The sequence below is a fragment of the Kitasatospora griseola genome, from assembly GCF_014648555.1.
GTDB lineage: Bacteria > Actinomycetota > Actinomycetes > Streptomycetales > Streptomycetaceae > Kitasatospora > Kitasatospora griseola.
In genome coordinates, this window is the sequence record NZ_BMRI01000001.1 from 320,274 (window position 1) to 336,182 (window position 15,909).

Below are 15,909 nucleotides of genomic sequence, written 5' to 3' on the forward strand. Positions count from 1 at the left end.
TGATGGCCGAAGGGCGCTCCAACGCCGGCATCGCGCAGGCGCTGGTGGTCGGCGAGAGCGCCGTGGCGAAGCACATCAACAACATCTTCGCCAAGCTCGACCTGCCCGTGGTCGACGCGGACCACCGCCGCGTCCTGGCCGTGCTGCGGTTCCTCGGAGTGTCCCGGGCCTGACCCTCCCGTCCATGATCACGGTCTACGACTGGAGCACTGGGCAGCGCCGATGTGAGGAATCTCGGCCTGCTCGGCTTCGGGAAGGACGAATCAGACGTCGACGGCGAGGTGCCGGGCGGGCCTGCCGATCGGTGACCGCGGTGGCGGTGGGTGTCGGCACAGTAGTCGGGCGCCGGTCGGGCGCCGCGCGCGGGGCGGCCGGTTCCCTGGCGGCAGCCTCAGCACCGCGCTGCCGGGCCCGGACGACGCGTACGGCCACCCCTGCCCGGCCGTCCGGACCCACTGCGGGCCGAGGCGTGTTCCGAATGTGCGCCGCAACGCCGGAGGCCCTTCCGCCGGATTCGGGGGAAGGGCCTCTGACCTGCATCTTCAGTGTGGGCGCAGACGGTTTCGAACCGCCGACATCCGCCTTGTAAGGGCGGCGCTCTACCGCTGAGCTATGCGCCCGCGTCGAGGTGGACCGGTGGGGCCGGTCGCACGACGAGTGGACAGACTACCTGGTCCTGGGAGTGGTTCGCCGCCCTGTGGGGACGGGGGTGTCGTCGGGGGGTGCCGGGTGGGGTGGGTGATCGGCAAGAATGGCGGTTGGAGTGGTGGGACGGGACGGAGCAGGGAGCGCGTGGTGAGGGTGGCCGGCGGCGGTGGCGGGGGTCGGGGCGGCTGGTGGGGCGGCGGCCGGCGGGACGGCGCGCGTGCGGACGCCAGGGCGGCCCGGGAGGCGGCGCAGGAGTCGTTCTACGAGCTGGATTCGGCACAGCGGGACGCGTTGCTCGCGGTGGAGACGGTGAAGTCGGCGGGCGAGCCGGCCACCTCCCGCCGGGTGGAGCAGGAGTACGCGGACCTGGTGGCCCGGATCGACCAGGTGACGGTGGCCTACTTGGGGGCGCTGGACGCGGTCGATCTGGAGGCGGCCGAGCTGGACCCGTCGGCGGCGTTCCGGGCCAAGCAGCAGTTGGAGCAGGCCAAGCGCGAGTTGGACGCGAAGCGGACCGAGCTCGGCACCTTCGTCGGCCGGTTGCAGCCGCTGGTGGAGCATGCCGAGGCGCAGCTGATCCGGGTGACGCCGGCGGTGGAGCGGGCCAAGCAGGCATTGCTGGCGGCGACCGTCGCGTTGGAGCAGGCGCGGGGCGCGGGGTTGAAGGCGGACGATCTGGCGGCGCGGCTGGCCGAGCTCGCGCCGGAGCTGAGCAGGTTGAACCAGGGCGTCTCGCAGCACGGTGTGCCGGCCACGCTCCAGCGTGCGGAGGATGTGGCGCGGCGGGCCGAGGCGGTGCGGGCGGAGGCGGCGCAACTGCCGGAGCGGGCCGGTGAGATCGACCGCCGGGTGGGCACGTTGCGGACCCGGATCGACGCGTTGGAGAACCGGGCCGGCACGGTGGAGCCCGCGTTGAGCGAGCTGCGGCGGCGGTTCTCGACGGCGTGCTGGCAGGACCTGCAGAATGTGTCGGCGCAGACCGCCGACGCGGTGCGCAGTGCCAGGTCCCGGCTGACGGAGGCGGTGCGGGCCCGGGGCGACCAGCGGTGGGCGGACGCCACGTCGGCGATCGGCACCGTGCGGGCGCTGCTGGAGACGGCCGAGGGGTCGGTGACGGCCGTCAATGAGCGGCTGCGGCAGCTGAACGAGGTGCAGCACGATCCGCAGCGCGAGATCGAGCGGGCCCGGTTCGCGCTGCGCGACGCCCAGCGGCTGGCGATGGCCGGCAGGCAGGCGCCGGACCCGCGGCACGCGGGGCCGCTGGACGCGGCGGTGGGCCGCCTGGACCGTGCGGTCGCCTCGCTGGAGCAGGCCGGCCGGCACCCCGACTACTGGCAGTTCCTGACCGAGCTGGCGGCGGTCCGGGAGACGGCGGCCGAGGTCGTCACGATGATCCGCGGCCACTGAGCGGAGGCGCGGCCGAGGGGGGCACCTGCGCGTGGCCGGGCCTGGGTACGCTGCTGACCATGCCTCGCTACGACTTCCGCTGCCGCTCCTGCGGAGCCACCTTCGAACTGAGCCGCCCGATGGCCCAGGCCAATGACCCGGCCGTCTGCCCGGAGGGTCACCCCGACACCGTGAAGCTGCTGTCGACCGTCGCCGTCACCGGCGCGTCCGGCGCGGCCGCCCCGGCCCCGAGTGGCGGGGGCGGCGGCTGCTGCGGGGGCGGCTGCTGCGGCTGACCGGGCATCGGCCGGTCGCCGGTCAGCCGGTGACCGGCACCACCGCCCCGGCGCGGACCCGGGCCAGCATCTGCCGGATGATCTCCTCGCCGGCCGCGACGCCGATCTCGGTGAGCGCGGTGACGCCGTCGGCCTCCCACCCGGTCTCGGCGAGTTCGCCGTGGCCGGGCCGCCAGCCGTGGTCGGCGGTGCGCAGCAGCTCCGCGTCGAGCAGTGAATCGCCGGCGGCGAGGACGGTCTCCGCTCCGGTGCGGCGGCGGACTTCGGCGAGCGCGGCGCTCTTGGAGAGCGGCGCGGGCACCGCGTAGACCTTGCGGCCCTGGAGGGAGACCGTCCAGCCGCGGTCGGCGCACCAGGCGGTGAGGTCGTCGATCCAGCCGGCGGGGAGTTCGGCGCGTTCGACCACCAGGTAGGCGAACAGGTCGTCGGCGACCCGCCGCTTGTGCGTCCACTCGGGGTCGGCGGTGAGGGCGAGGTGTTCGACCACCTCGGGGAGCGGGGCGCTGGCCGCGTCCAGCCGGGCGCGGATCTCGCGCTGCCAGTCGGCGTCGGGCACGCCGTCGACGAGCAGGTGGCCGCCGTTGGAGCAGACCGCGTACGGGGGGATCCAGCCGGGGGTGGGGCCGGGCAGGTTGATCCGCTCGTACTGGGTGCGGGTGCGGGTGGTGATCGGGACGACCGGGGTCTGCGCGGCGAGTTCGGCGAGCAGTTCGGCGGCCGTCTCGGTCATGAAGGAGAGCGCCTTGCCGTCGTGCACCTCCACCGAGAGCAGTCGCGGGGCGAGCCGGTCGGGCACGTCCAGGGCGAGCGCGCGGTTGGAGTAGACGAGGGTGCGGTCGAGGTCGCTGGCGACCAGGAACTGCGGCACGGGCGGGATCTCCTTCGTTCGGGAACAGGGTCAGGTGTGGACGGCGGTGCCGTCCGCGCCGGTGGCGCCACGGGTGTAGCGCGGGTGGATCAGTCCGACGCAGCTGTACGGCAGGTGGTCGATCTCCTCGACGGGGACGCCGCGTTGGGCGGCGAGCAGCCGGATGTGGTCGAGGTCGGGGCCGGCGCCGCGGCGGGCGAGGATCCGCCAGGGGACGCGGCGCAGCAGCACCCGGGTGGTCTCGCCGACGCCGGGCTTGACCAGGTTGACGCTGTCGATGCCGTACTCGGCGCTGATCCGCTCGACGGCGGCCCAGCCTTCCCAGCTGGGGGTGCGGTCGGCGGTGGCGAGCCGGGCGGTTTCGACGGCGACGGCGGCGGCGACGGCCGGGAAGGCGGCGGCGACGGTGTCGACGAACCGGGTGGAGACGTCGGCGTCGGCCAGGTGCCGGTAGTACTTGGCGCCGTGGAACTCGTCCGGCCCGGTCAGGTCGGCGCGCAGCACGGTGCGGGAGACCAGGCCGGAGACGGTGGAGTTGAGGCAGGCGGACGGGATCAGGAAGTCGTCGCGGGTGCCGTAGGTGCGCACGCAGCTGCCGGGGTCGGCGAGGACGGCGAGGTCGGGGTCGAAGCCGGTGCCGGCCAGTGCCTGGTCGAGTTCCCGGGTGATGGCGCCCTTGCCCGTCCAGCCGTCGACGAAGACCACGTCGGCGGCGCGGTGGTGGGCGGCGAGGTGGCGCAGCGCGACCTGGTCGATGCCGCGGCCGCGGACGATGGAGACGGTGTAGTGCGGCACGTCGAGGCCGTGGGCGTGGGCGAGCCAGCGGCGGATCAGGATGCCGACGGGGGTGCCGGCCCGGGCCAGCGAGGCCAGCACCAGGTGCGGTCCGCGTTCGCGCAGCAGGGTTTCGGCGACCGCGCCGACGGCGGTGGCCAGCCGGGTCGCGGAGGCGGCCAGCGCGGTGTGGAACAGCTGCTGGTACTCGGGGCTGGGCTGGTACTCGACCGGCAGCGACTCGGCGTAGTGGGCGCCGCCGGACTGCACGGCCTCCTCGCGTTCCTCGGTGGGTGCTTCGAGGTGGACGTCGGAGAGGTCCTTGAGCAGCCAGGTGACGTCGGCGGCCGGGTAGCTGGAGAAGGCCGGGCCGTGCAGCGGGCGGGCGGCGGGCGGGGAGGGGGCGGTGTGTGCGGTCATGCCGGGCCTTCGGTGGGGTGCGCAGGGGTGATGCTCGGGCAGCGGGCGGTCGGTGGGGCGTCAGGCGGGTGGCGCCGGGCGGTACGACGGGAGAACGGCGAACACCACGTGGTCGGTGGCGGTGCGCAGGCGGGGCAGCAGGGCGTCGGGGCCGTGGTGCAGGGCGGGGGTGTCGGCGGGGTCGTCGACGACCAGGACGACGGTGTCGAACCGGCGGGCCGGGTCGCTGCCGGGGGCGACGTTGTAGGCGTAGCGCTCGGTGGAGTCGTCGCCGGCCGGGTCGTCGTGGGCGGTGAAGGCGAGCCGGGTGCGGATCGCGTAGCCGGGGTGGTCGTGGGCGAACACCGGGGAGCGGGTGGTGGTGGAGAACCGGATCTCGGCGTCCGGGAGTCGGCGCTGCAGGGCGTCGGCGAGGCGCAGCGGGGCGTACATCAGCTCCTCGCAGCCGAGCACCAGAACGCGGCGGGCCCGGGGGCCGACGGCGTCGGCGAGGGCGGCGCCCAGGGCGGGAAGCGTCTCCTCCAGCCGGCGGCGGTGGGCGGGGGTGAAGCCGTGCCGGCCGCCGTCCGGCAGGCCGTCCGGCCAGGGCAGCGGGAGGCGCGTCAACTCGCCCTGCGGTGCGGCGGGTCGGGGCTGTTCGGGGGCGGCGTCGATGAGGGCGCGGGCGCGGTCCAGGACGTCCGCGGGAAGGTGGACGCCGCCGTCGGCGGTGGCCACCAGGTCGACCCGGGCGCCGAGTTCGGCGGCGGCGGCCGCCAGCCGGGAGCGGTCGGCGGGGGTGCGCAGGTCGACCAGGGCGACCACCACGTACCGCTCGCGGGGGTGGGCGGCGTGCAGGGTGCGGATGGTGTTGAGCACCGTGGTGCCGGTGGAGAACTCGTCGTCGACCAGCACCAGCGGGCCGTCGCCGGCGAGGAGTTCCGGGTCCTCCGGGAGCAGCAGGTGGCTGGTGGCGTGCGAGTGCTCCTCCTCGAAGCCGCCGAGCGGGGCGAGGCCGGGCACCGGGCGGCGGGTGGAGTGCAGGTAGGGCGCGTCGAGGCCGTCGGCGACGCTGTGGCCGAGGGCGGTGGCGGTCTCCGCGTAGCCGAGCACCACGGCGCGCGCGGTCTCCGCCGGGCCGAGCAGCGCGGCCACCCGGCGGCCGAGGTCGAGCCCGGCGCCGTGCACCACCTCGGGCCGCTGCGGGACGTGCTTGCCCAGCACCTGGGAGACCAGCAGGTGGGCGCGCTTGGGGTTGCGGCGCAGCGCGAGGCCGATCAGCGCGGTGAGTTCGGGCCCGCCGGTGAGGCGCACGCCCAGCCGGTCGGTGACCCACTGGCCGCTCCAGGGGTCGGCCCCGACCGGCCCGGGGGCGGTGGTGTCGACGGTCATCGGGACTCCTCTCCTCACGGCGACGGGTGGTACGGGTGGTGCTGGTGGTGCTGGTGGTACTCGGTGAGGACGCACGGCTGCACGTCCGGGTTCGAGCGTACGGGGCGCGCCGAGGCCCGTGGATCGACCGACCGGCGACGTTTCGCGTACCGATCGGTGAGGATCCGGTGGCCGCCCGGTGGAGGCCGGCCTCCTCCGATCGGTTGACGCGCAGCCAGCCCCCGGGGGCGTTTCGGACTCAGGAGACGCAGGCGGAGAGCAGTTCCGCGAAGGACACCTCGGCCCGCGCGACGCCGAACACCTCGGCGCGCAGCAGCACCCGCTCGGCCCAGGCCCGGTGCGGCTTGGCCTCGTTCATCTTGTTGGTGTACGCGGAACGGCTCACCCCGCCGCCGCCGCGGTGCTGCTGGAGGATGTCGCGGGCGTCGCACAGCTCCTCGTGGGTCACCACGGACAGCGCGTGCACGGCGGCGACGTGGCTGGGGTGGATGCAGGTCTTGCCCAACAGCCCGTTGGCCCGGTCGAGTTCGATCTCCCGGATCAGCCCGTCCAGGTCGTGCTCGATCAGCCGCTGCCGGACCCGGTCGGCGGGCGGCGTGGCCTCGGCGAACGGGGTGCGGCGCAGCTGCGGCTTGAACATCCGCTCCTGGAGCGGGAAGTACTCCCAGACCGGGCCGGTGACGGTGAACCCGGTACCGTCGGCACGGCCGAGCACGTTGACCACGTCGCCGATCACCTGGGCCACCAGCGACACGTCGTAGGCGGTCAGGTCGGGCGAGCGGCGCAGCCCGTACGCGGAGCACAGGTCGGTGACGCCGAGCCGCACGGCCAGGACCCGCTCCCGGTGCTTGTCGAGCAGCCGGGCGATGCCGAACAGCTGCTCGCGGCGGCTCTCCAGGTGAGCGAGTTCGGGCGACTCCAGCACCGGCATGACGAACAGCCGCTGCCCGCCGGCCTCTTCGGCGCGGGTCAGCGCCTCCAGGTACGGCCGCCCGCTGTCCTCGGTGAACTTGGGCACCACGAAGCCGCTGAGCAGCCGCAGCGCGGGGCCGAGCCGCCGGGCCAGGTCGGTGATCTGCTCGGGGAACCGGACCCGGACGAACAGCAGCGGAAGCTCGGCGGCCGCGTCCTGGTCCTCCGGCCCGGCGAGTTCGGTGAGTTGGGCGACCAGGTTGTGCTCGGCGTCGTCGACCTCGTGGTCGGCGATGGCGTCCTCCAGGCAGAGCACCATGGAGATCACGCCGCGGGCGGCCTGTCGGCGGATGTCGCGGGCCAGGGTGGGACGGGTGGCGGGGCTGTAGAGCGTGGCGCCGAGCGCGGTGGCCAGGACGTCCGCCCCGCTGTCCCGGTCGAAGGCGACGGGCTGCTCGTGAAAGAGCCGGCTGCGGACGTCGTCCGCGAGATGCCCGAAGTGGCGCAAAGTGCTCTCCCGCTCTGATCTGTGGGGCCCGCTGGGGGGCCGGTGACGGCTGCCCCCTCGACACATGGACGGTTGGCGCGGCCGGATAGTTCGCCGGGGCGCGGTCACCGTGCGGAGTCGGGAGCACCGGGCCGCCGGCCGCCCATCGTACGGCCGGACGAGGCCGGCGAAGCAGTTCGAAACATCGAATTCCCACAAGCTTCTCGGCCCCGTCGTCCGACATCGCCCCCGGCCTGCCGCCCCCACCGCCCGAGCCCGCCGCCCCGTCGCCCGAGCCCGCCGACGCCGCGTCCGCGTTGTCCCGGGCCCCGGGCAGGCGGCAGGATGGTGCGCTATGACGCATGTGATGGCGAAGGGCGCCAACATCCCGCTGACGGCCAACGCCGTCCGTGCCGTCCTGCGTTGGACGGACACCCCGGGCGGCCCGGACGTGGACGCCTCGGCCCTGCTGCTGGCCGAGGACGGCAGGGTCCGCGACGACCTGGACTTCGTGTTCTACAACCAGCCCCGGCACCCGTCCGGCCTGGTCCGCCACCTGCCCAAGCAGGCCGCGGACGGCTGGATCCGGGACGCGGTGGAGATCGACCTGGCGAAGCTGCCCGCCGGGGTGGACCGGGTGGTGCTGGCCGGCTCCGCCGAGGGCGGGGCGTTCCCCGCCGTGCCGAACCTGCGGGTGCTGCTGTTCGACGTCGGCGCGCCCGAAGGGACGCCCGCGCTGGCCGAGTTCGCCGTCGACGAGCACGAGCAGGTGACGGCGCTGGTCGCCGCCGAGCTGTACCGCCGCTCCGGCGGCTGGAAGTTCCGCGCCGTCGGCCAGGGGTACGTGAACGGACTGATCGCGCTGGCCACCGACTTCGGCATCACCGTGGAGGACTCCGGCGGCGACGGCGGCGCCCCGCTGGCCGCCGACCCGCGGCTGCCCGGACCGGCCGCCGCCCCCGAACCGCCGCAGCGGCCCGCGCCGCTCCCGGTGGACGAGGACGACTGGACGCTCGCCCCGGCGCTGCCCACCCAGGCGTCGGCCCCGGAGCCGCCCGCCCCGATCCTCGCCCCGCCGCCGCCCGCGCTGCCGCCGACCGTCCACCACGCCGCGCAGGCCGGCGACCGGCCGCCCGCCCCGCAGGCCGCCGGCTACGGCTACCCGCAGCAGCAGCCACAGCCGCAGGGCTACGGCTACCCCCAGCCGCAGGCGGGCGGTTACGGCTACCCCCAGCCGGCCGCCGCCGGCGGGTACGGCCGGCCGCAGGCCGCGGGCTACGGCTATCCGCAGCAGCCGCCCGCACCGCCCGTTCAGCAGCCGGTGCAGCCGCCGGCGCCCCCGCAGCCGGGCGCGCCGTTCGCGCTGCCGCCGCAGGGCCCGCAGTTCCAGCCGCGCTGAGCCGTCAACTTCCGGGCTTCTCGGCGCTCTTGTACCCCCGCTCCCACTGCATGCCGAAGCCGTACAGCCGGTCCAGGTCGGACTGGAAGCCGTGCACGTACCGCACCTCGCGGCGGATCGACAGTTTGCCCTCGCCGTCGTTCTCGATCAGCACCACCGCGCACGAGCGGGCCGCCGGGGCCCGCTCGTCCAGCTTGATCTCGATCCGCGGGCCGCTCTGCGGGACGATCGTGATCACTGCCTGGGTGCGGTCGAACGCCGGGGTGTCGTCGTAGATGTAGACGAACACCAGCAGCCGCTTGAACTGGTCCTTCTTCTCCAGGTTGATGTGCATGGTCTCGCCGGACGACGCGCCCGACACGTCGTCGCCGGAGAGCTTGATGTACGGCGGTTTGCTCAGGTCGCCGAACAGCCGGCCGAGCGGCTGCACCACGCCCCGGCTGCCGTCGGCGAGTTCGTACATGCAGGCCAGGTCGAGGTCGACGCTCTGCGGGGAGGAGCCGGCGGTGGCGGGCTCCAGCGGGCGCAGGATGCGCGGGTCGAAGAACCGGCGCAGCGTGCGGCCCACGGTGGGGCGTTCGGCGCCGCGGGTCGACCAGTGCAGGTTGATGTACAGGTAGCCGGTGGTGGCGGCCGAGCCCGTGATGGCGTGCTGCGGCTGGGACTTGGTCAGTGTGACCTTGAACTGCCCTCCGGTGTCGAAGCTGTCGCTGCGGTCCCCTTTCAGGAACTCCCACACCGAGACCATCGTGTCCTCCCCCAGCGCCGGTTCTGTCCTCAGCCTCTCCAATACCCACCCGACGGTCCCTGAGTCAACGTCAACCCTCCGGCGGGGCCCGCTGGCAGAGGGTTCGTCACTCCCGTACGATGCCCGCTCCTCGGACGCGATATCGTCTCTCCGCACAGGTGTCCCGTGCGTTGTCCCGTGCGCCACGTCACCTCCAACTTCCCCTGCCCTGCGGAAAGCCGAGGCCCTCCCCGCGATGAACCTCTCCTCCATACAGCTGGTCTGGGCCGTGGTCGGCGGCGCAGCCCTGCTGTTCACCGCCATCCTGGTGGCCTTCCTGCGTTTCAAGAACAACAAGGCCGAGGGGTCGTCCGACGACTCCTGGGAGCGCAGCGAGGAGCGCCGCCGCCGCAAGGAGGCCGTCTACGGCGGCGCGTCGTACGTGCTGCTGTTCTGCTGCGCCGGTGTCGCGGCCGCGCTGTCGTTCCACGGCCTGGTCGGCTTCGGCCAGCAGAACCTGAACCTGTCCGGCGGCTGGGAGTACCTGGTCCCGTTCGGCCTGGACGGCGCCGCGATGTTCTGTTCGGTGCTCGCGGTGCGCGAGGCCAGCCACGGTGACGCGGCGCTCGGCTCCCGCATGCTGGTGTGGCTGTTCGCCGTCGCCTCGGCCTGGTTCAACTGGGTGCACGCCCCGCGCGGCGGCGCGCACGACGGCGCCCCGCAGTTCTTCGCCGGCATGTCGATCTCGGCGGCCGTGCTGTTCGACCGGGCGCTGAAGCAGACCCGCCGGGCGGCGCTGCGCGAGCAGGGCCTGGTGCCCCGCCCGCTGCCGCAGATCCGCGTGGTCCGCTGGCTGCGCGCCCCCCGCGAGACCTACGCCGCCTGGTCGCTGATGCTGCTGGAGAACGTCCGCAGCCTGGACGAGGCCGTCGAGGAGGTCCGCGAGGAGCGTCAGGCCAAGCTGGACGCCAAGGTCCGTGCCCGCAGCGCCGACCGCCGCGAGCGGGCCGAGCTGAAGGCGATCTCCCGGCAGACCGGCATGCTGGGCCGGGCCCGGCACGGCCGTCAGGTGCCTGCTCTGGCCGCCGCGGGCGACTCCCCGTCGTCCGCTACGGAGCCTGCCCTAGCCGCCGAGGAAACCACCCTCGACCGGGTCGGCCCCTCCGCCCTGGAGCCCGCCGCCCTGAACGCCGGCCGCCGCCCCCGCGCCGCCGTCGAGTCGCCCTCCACCGGCAGCCCGTACTCGTCCAGCATCGACCTGACGATGGACGAGGACACCCTGTCGATGCCGAAGCTGGACTCGCTGGAGCGCAAGCTCCGGGCGATCGAGCAGCAGCTCGGCTGACCCTCCGCACCACGAGGAGAGCCGCCCACCGGGAAGTCCCGATGGGCGGCTCTCTCGTTGGGCGGCGCCGGCTACCTCTCGGCCGGTTCGGCGCCCTCCAGCGCCTGTTCCCGCTTGTTGCGGACCATCGAGGAGGCCAGTGCCGCGCCGATGAAGGCGACGCCGATCAGGCCGGTGACGATCTCCGGGACGTGGAACTTGATCGAGGCGAGCAGGATCAGCGACAGCGCGCCGATCGCGTAGTGCGCGCCGTGCTCCAGGTACACGTAGTCGTCCAGGGTGCCCTTGCGGACCAGGAAGACGGTCAGCGAGCGGATGTACATCGCGCCGATGCCGAGGCCCAGGGTGATCTGGAAGATGTCCTGCGAGATGGCGAACGCGCCGACCACGCCGTCGAACGAGAAGGACGCGTCCAGGACCTCCAGGTAGAGGAAGAGGAAGAACGCGGCCTTGCCGCCGACCTGGACGATCGACTTACCCTTGCGCTCGGCCTCGTGCTCGGCCTCCTCCTGCTCCTCCAGGCCGGATTCGAAGACCCCGGAGAGGCCGTTGACGGCGAGGTAGGTGGCCAGACCGCAGACACCGGCCAGCAGGACCGTTTCGGCACGGTCACCGGCGAACAGCCGGGCCGACAGGGCGAGCAGCACCAGCGCGATGACCGAGGAGAGGGCCTCCAGCTTGCCGATCTTCTCCAGCGGCTTCTCCAGCCAGCGCAGCCAGTTGAACTCCTTCTCCTCCAGGATGAAGTCGAGGAAGATCATCAGCAGGAAGATGCCACCGAACGCGGCGATCGCCGGGTTGGCCATCTCCAGGTACTGCGCGTAGGTGTGGCCGTCGTGGGTCTTGCTGGAGTCCAGCGCCAACTGGACCACAGTCGCCGGGTTGAGGTGCGCGGTCAGCGCCACCACCAGCAGCGGGAAGACCAGCCGCATGCCGAAGACCGCGATCAGCACGCCGACCGTGAGGAAGATCTTCTGCCAGAAGGCGTTCATCCGCTTGAGAACGGTGGCGTTGACGACGGCGTTGTCGAAGGACAGGGAGATCTCAAGGATCGAGAGGATCAGGACGACGCCGAATCCTTCGGCCCCCCAGATCAGGCCGGCGGCGATCAGGCCGGCGATCGTGATGGCGAAGGACCATCCGAACGTACGGAGGAACACGGGGTCAGTTACCTTTCTGGCTACCGGAATTGACCGATTCCGGGCTGCTTACTGAACGTTGACGCCGAAGTCGAGCGCGATGCCGCGCAGGCCGGACGCGTAGCCCTGGCCGACGGCGCGGAACTTCCACTCGCCCTGGTAGCGGTAGAGCTCGCCGAAGATCATCGCGGTCTCGCCGGACGCGTCCTCGGAGAGGTCGTAGCGCGCGATCTCGCTGCCGTCGCCCACGTTGACCACGCGGATGTAGGCGTTGGAGACCTGCCCGAAGCTTTGCAGCCGGGCGTCGGCGTCGTAGATGGACACGGCGAAGACGACCTTGTCGATCTGCACCGGCACCAGGTCCAGGTGGACCTCGACCACCTCGTCGTCGCCGTCACCGTCGCCGGTGAGGTTGTCGCCCTGGTGCTCGACCGAGCCCTCGGGGCTGCGCAGGTTGTTGTAGAAGACGAAGTACTCGTCGCCGAGGACTCGGCCGGCGGAGCACAGCAGTGCGCTGGCGTCCAGGTCGAACGGCGCGCCGGTGGTGGACCGGGCGTCCCAGCCGAGGCCGATCCGGACCTGCGTCAGGTCCGGCGCGGCCTTGGTCAGCGAGACGTTTCCGCCCTTGGCAAGGGTGACGGTCATCGGACTTTCCTCCCAGCTCCCGTCTCCGGGGCTCCCGGGGTGTGCTGCGGTGGTCGGCCGTCGGACCGCCCGGGAGGGCCGGTCCGACCGGGCACGTCCGAAGGACGCACCCCAAGAGATCTACGCCCCTCGACGGCCCCGCAGTGCTGCACACCCGACTGAACTTCCTGAACTCCGCTCACCGCCCGGCCCGACCGGTGGGCCCCGCGGGCCCGGAACCGTCCGCGCACGCGCCCCGGTCGGGGGCGGATCGCGGCCGAATCTATCAAGCGCGCATCCGTTTCCCCGCCGACCGGAACCGGCCGGAACCCGCCCGGTACGCTGCCCCCGCCGCCGAACGAACCGTCGCGCGGGCACGGACGCACCAGGACGACCAGAGGGAGCATCGCCACGATGCCGTTCGAACCGCTCGAAGGCACCGACCCCGAATCCGTCGGCCCCTACCGCCTGTTGGCGCGACTCGGCGTCGGCGGCATGGGCCGGGTCTACCTGGCCCGCTCCGCCGGCGGCCGGACCGTCGCGGTCAAGGTGGTGCGCGCCGAACTCGCCCACGACGCCGACTTCCGCGAGCGCTTCCGCCGCGAGGTGACCGCCGCCCGCTCCGTCGGAGGCACCTTCACCGCCCCGGTGGTCGACTCCGACCAGGACGGCGAGACCCCCTGGCTGGCCACCGCGTACGTGCTCGGCCCCGCGCTCGTCGACGCGGTCGACGACCACGGGCCGCTGCCCGTCGACAGCGTCCGCACCCTCGGCGTGGGCCTGGCGCAGGCGCTGACGGCGATCCACGCGGCCGGGCTGGTGCACCGCGACCTCAAGCCGTCCAACGTGCTGCTGGCCGCCGACGGACCCCGGGTGATCGACTTCGGCATCGCCCGGGCCCTGGACGGCGACCGGATGACCTCCACCGGCGTGGTGGTCGGCTCGCCCGGCTACATGAGCCCCGAACAGGCCGGCGGCCGCCCGATCGGCCCGGCCTCCGACGTGTTCTCGCTCGGCTCGGTCCTGGTGCTCGCCGCCACCGGCCGCGCCCCGTTCGACCACGCCGAGGACGGCGGCGCGCCGTCCGCCGCGTCCCTGCTGTACCGGGTGGTGCACGACCGCCCCGACCTGACCGCGCTGCCCGAGCCGCTGCGGCCCGCGGTCACCGCCTGCCTGGCCAAGGACCCGGCGCAGCGGCCCTCACCCGCCGAACTCGGCGCGCTGCTCGGCGAGTCGGTCGCCCCGGCCCGCTCCGGCTGGCTGCCCGTCGCGGTCGCCTCCGACATCGCCACCCGCGCCGCCGAGGTGATGGACCTGGAGGGCCCCGTCCGGGTCGCCGCCCCCGTCGACCCGCGCCGTGCCCCGGCCGTCCGCACCCCGACCGAGGTCTCCGGGTCCCCCACCGGCACCGTCCGGCTCGGGGTCCGCACCCCGGCCCCCGCCGCCCCGGACGGGCCGACCACCGAGCCGGTCGACGCCGCGGCCGCCCGCCCGTCCCGCCGGGCGCTGCTGCTGGGCGGCGGCGCGGCCGTGCTGGCCGGCGCCGGCGGCCTGACCGCCTGGGCGCTGGGCCGCCGCGGCGCCGCTCCGCACCCCGACCCGGCGCCGCCGTCCAGCAGCTCCGCCTCCCCGTCCCCGGCCCGCAGCACCCGCGCCCCGGGCGTGCCGCCGGCCCCGCTGTGGACGTACCGGCTGTCGTCGAGCAGCGCCGGCAGCCTCGGCATGGCGTTCTCCCCCGGCCTGCTGCACCTGGGCAGCGCGGACCTGGCCGCGGTGAACCTGTCCGACGGCAGCGAGAAGTGGATCACCAAGGACGCGATGGCCTACCACCTGGCCGTCGCGGGCGGCTCGGTCTCCTACGGCACCATCGCCGACCTGATCACGGTGGACGCCGGCTCCGGCGCGGTGCTGTGGAAGTACCGCCCCGAGCCGCCGAAGCCGAACGGCACCCAGATCGCCTCGGACACCGTGCTGGCCGCCGACGACCGCGCCGTGTACGCGATGTGCGCCTACCTGTCGCTGGACTCGTCCGGCCTGCCCGACTCCGGCGCGAGGACCGGCAAGGGCATCATGGCGCTGTCCCGCAAGGACGGTTCGATGGTGTGGAACCAGCACCGCAACCAGACCGCCGACTACCTGGTCAGCTCCGACCTGACCTCGGACACCCTGCTGTACACCGACAGCAAGGAGAACCTGGTCGCCCGCTCACTGGCCGACGGCGCCCAGAGCTGGTTCGCCACCACCGACTCGCGCTCCACCTACCAGCCGGTGCTGCAGGACGGCCTGGTGTTCTGCTCCGTCGAGCCGAACGGCCTGCAGGGCGTGCGGGTCTCCGACGGCAAGCAAGTGTGGGCGAAGACCTCCGACCGCTCCACCCGCCTGTGGTACTCGCCGCCCGCAGCCGGCAAGCACGTCGTGTACGCGGTGCTCGGCGGCCTGACCATGACCGTCCAGGGCACCACCTACACCCCGACCGCCCCGAGCCGGGTGGTGGCCTTCAACGCGGCCGACGGCGCCGAGCTGTGGCGCCTGGAGCTGCCCACCGAGGTGCTGATGGACAGCCCGGTGCTGGTCCGCGACACCCTGTTCGTGCCAACCGCGGACCGCGGCATCCACGCGGTGGACGTGGTCAACCGCAGGCTCCGCTGGACCTTCCAGACCGGCGCCTCGATCGACCTGCCCTGGCACCTGGCCGGCAACGACGACCTGCTGATCGCCGTCCAGGGCGGCCGGGTGATGGCGCTGCCGCCGGAGTAGCGACGGCGACGGGCCGGCTCCGCGAACGGACCCGGCCCGCACCGTGCCCGGCGCAGCCTCAGACGTTGACGCCGAAGTCCTGCGCGATGCCGCGCAGGCCGGAGGCGTAGCCCTGGCCGATGGCGCGGAACTTCCACTCGGCGCCGTTGCGGTACAGCTCGCCGAAGACCATCGCGGTCTCGGTGGAGGCGTCCTCGGAGAGGTCGTAGCGGGCGATCTCGGCGCCGCCGGCCTGGTTCACCACCCGGATGAAGGCGTTGCGGACCTGGCCGAAGCTCTGCTGCCGGTTCTCCGCGTCGTAGATCGACACCGGGAAGACGATCTTGGCCACGTCGGCCGGGACGCCGTCCAGGTGGACCTTGACCTGCTCGTCGTCGCCCTCGCCCTCACCGGTGAGGTTGTCACCGGTGTGCTCGACCGAACCGTCGGCGCTCTTCAGGTTGTTGAAGAAGATGAAGTCGGCGTCGGAGCGGACCCGGCCCTGCTCGGTGCAGAGCAGCGCGCTGGCGTCCAGGTCGAAGTCCGTGCCGGTGGTGGTGCGTACGTCCCACCCGAGGCCGACGACCACGGCCGTCAGGCCCGGCGCCTCCTTGGTGAGCGAGACATTGCCGCCCTTGCTCAGGCTGACACCCACGTGGTCCTCCAAGAAGTCGGTTTCCCGATCCGTCAACGGCCCGATCGTAGTGCCGGGTTCCCGGACCTCGGCGGCGACTCGGCCCGGCGGGCGCCGGAAATCGGCGCCCGCCGGGCCGAGGG

Annotated in this window: 12 protein-coding genes, 1 tRNA gene and 1 pseudogene; 6 read left to right on the forward strand and 8 right to left on the reverse strand. The window is 73.5% G+C overall.

The annotated features are described in order from the left end of the window. Window positions 1-173, forward strand: a 173-nt coding sequence (locus IEZ12_RS37535) for a LuxR C-terminal-related transcriptional regulator (protein ID WP_229847164.1), incomplete at its 5' end; no start/stop codon positions are given. A gap of 375 nt (window positions 174-548) precedes the next feature. On the opposite strand, the gene IEZ12_RS01445 is transcribed toward IEZ12_RS37535, so the two are convergent. After that, window positions 549-620, reverse strand: a tRNA-Val gene (locus IEZ12_RS01445). Between the two features lie 181 nt (window positions 621-801). Here IEZ12_RS01445 and IEZ12_RS01450 point away from each other — a divergent pair. After that, on the forward strand, window positions 802-2,055 hold the full coding sequence (locus IEZ12_RS01450; protein ID WP_189270521.1) for a hypothetical protein: 1,254 nt from the start codon (window positions 802-804) through the stop codon (window positions 2,053-2,055). 59 nt (window positions 2,056-2,114) lie between these two features. Next, window positions 2,115-2,330: an FmdB family zinc ribbon protein gene (locus tag IEZ12_RS01455; protein ID WP_189270378.1), complete on the forward strand. Its 216-nt coding sequence runs from the start codon at window positions 2,115-2,117 to the stop codon at window positions 2,328-2,330. Between the two features lie 22 nt (window positions 2,331-2,352). Here the strand turns inward: IEZ12_RS01455 and IEZ12_RS01460 are convergent, their stop codons facing one another. The 3 genes and pseudogenes from IEZ12_RS01460 to IEZ12_RS01470 form a co-directional block, all read right to left on the reverse strand. After that, window positions 2,353-3,198, reverse strand: a complete 846-nt coding sequence (locus tag IEZ12_RS01460) for an HAD family hydrolase (RefSeq protein ID WP_189270379.1) — start codon at window positions 3,196-3,198, stop codon at window positions 2,353-2,355. 30 nt (window positions 3,199-3,228) lie between these two features. Then, window positions 3,229-5,763: pseudogene (locus IEZ12_RS01465) on the reverse strand (phosphoribosyltransferase). Between the two features lie 238 nt (window positions 5,764-6,001). Beyond that, window positions 6,002-7,183, reverse strand: a complete 1,182-nt coding sequence (locus IEZ12_RS01470) for an HpcH/HpaI aldolase/citrate lyase family protein (RefSeq protein ID WP_043913802.1) — start codon at window positions 7,181-7,183, stop codon at window positions 6,002-6,004. Window positions 7,184-7,517: 334 nt separating this feature from the next. Between IEZ12_RS01470 and IEZ12_RS01475 the strand changes: the two genes are divergently transcribed. Then, window positions 7,518-8,561, forward strand: coding sequence for a TerD family protein (locus IEZ12_RS01475; protein WP_189270380.1), 1,044 nt, complete (start codon window positions 7,518-7,520; stop codon window positions 8,559-8,561). Window positions 8,562-8,565: 4 nt separating this feature from the next. Here IEZ12_RS01475 and IEZ12_RS01480 read toward each other — a convergent pair whose 3' ends face one another. Beyond that, window positions 8,566-9,309 carry a TerD family protein gene (locus tag IEZ12_RS01480; RefSeq protein ID WP_189270381.1) on the reverse strand — a complete coding sequence of 248 codons (744 nt, stop codon included), beginning with the start codon at window positions 9,307-9,309 and terminating at the stop codon, window positions 8,566-8,568. A 235-nt stretch (window positions 9,310-9,544) separates the two neighbouring features. On the opposite strand from IEZ12_RS01480, the gene IEZ12_RS01485 reads away from it, so the two are divergent. Further along, window positions 9,545-10,633: a DUF2637 domain-containing protein gene (locus IEZ12_RS01485; RefSeq protein WP_189270382.1), complete on the forward strand. Its 1,089-nt coding sequence runs from the start codon at window positions 9,545-9,547 to the stop codon at window positions 10,631-10,633. 71 nt (window positions 10,634-10,704) lie between these two features. Here the strand turns inward: IEZ12_RS01485 and IEZ12_RS01490 are convergent, their stop codons facing one another. After that, the gene (locus tag IEZ12_RS01490) at window positions 10,705-11,793 is read right to left on the reverse strand and encodes a DUF475 domain-containing protein (RefSeq protein ID WP_189270383.1); all 1,089 of its coding nucleotides are present in this window, start codon (window positions 11,791-11,793) and stop codon (window positions 10,705-10,707) included. A 48-nt stretch (window positions 11,794-11,841) separates the two neighbouring features. Then, window positions 11,842-12,417, reverse strand: a complete 576-nt coding sequence (locus tag IEZ12_RS01495; protein WP_189270384.1) for a TerD family protein — start codon at window positions 12,415-12,417, stop codon at window positions 11,842-11,844. Between the two features lie 393 nt (window positions 12,418-12,810). Between IEZ12_RS01495 and IEZ12_RS01500 the strand changes: the two genes are divergently transcribed. Beyond that, window positions 12,811-15,153 carry a serine/threonine-protein kinase gene (locus tag IEZ12_RS01500; RefSeq protein WP_189270385.1) on the forward strand — a complete coding sequence of 781 codons (2,343 nt, stop codon included), beginning with the start codon at window positions 12,811-12,813 and terminating at the stop codon, window positions 15,151-15,153. A gap of 58 nt (window positions 15,154-15,211) precedes the next feature. Here IEZ12_RS01500 and IEZ12_RS01505 read toward each other — a convergent pair whose 3' ends face one another. Continuing rightward, a complete protein-coding gene (locus IEZ12_RS01505; protein ID WP_189270522.1) occupies window positions 15,212-15,787 on the reverse strand; it encodes a TerD family protein in 576 nt (191 codons plus the stop codon). Between the last annotated feature and the right edge of the window lie 122 nt (window positions 15,788-15,909).

What these genes read in the sequence shown, in the direction of transcription:
- IEZ12_RS01455 (WP_189270378.1), top strand. Translation starts at nt 2,115, where the DNA reads ATGCCTCGCTACGACTTCCGCTGCCGCTCCTGCGGAGCCACCTTCGAA.
- IEZ12_RS01500 (WP_189270385.1), top strand. Translation starts at nt 12,811, where the DNA reads ATGCCGTTCGAACCGCTCGAAGGCACCGACCCCGAATCCGTCGGCCCC.
- IEZ12_RS01480 (WP_189270381.1), bottom strand. Translation starts at nt 9,309, where the DNA reads ATGGTCTCGGTGTGGGAGTTCCTGAAAGGGGACCGCAGCGACAGCTTC.
- IEZ12_RS01495 (WP_189270384.1), bottom strand. Translation starts at nt 12,417, where the DNA reads ATGACCGTCACCCTTGCCAAGGGCGGAAACGTCTCGCTGACCAAGGCC.
- IEZ12_RS01475 (WP_189270380.1), top strand. Translation starts at nt 7,518, where the DNA reads ATGACGCATGTGATGGCGAAGGGCGCCAACATCCCGCTGACGGCCAAC.
- IEZ12_RS01485 (WP_189270382.1), top strand. Translation starts at nt 9,545, where the DNA reads ATGAACCTCTCCTCCATACAGCTGGTCTGGGCCGTGGTCGGCGGCGCA.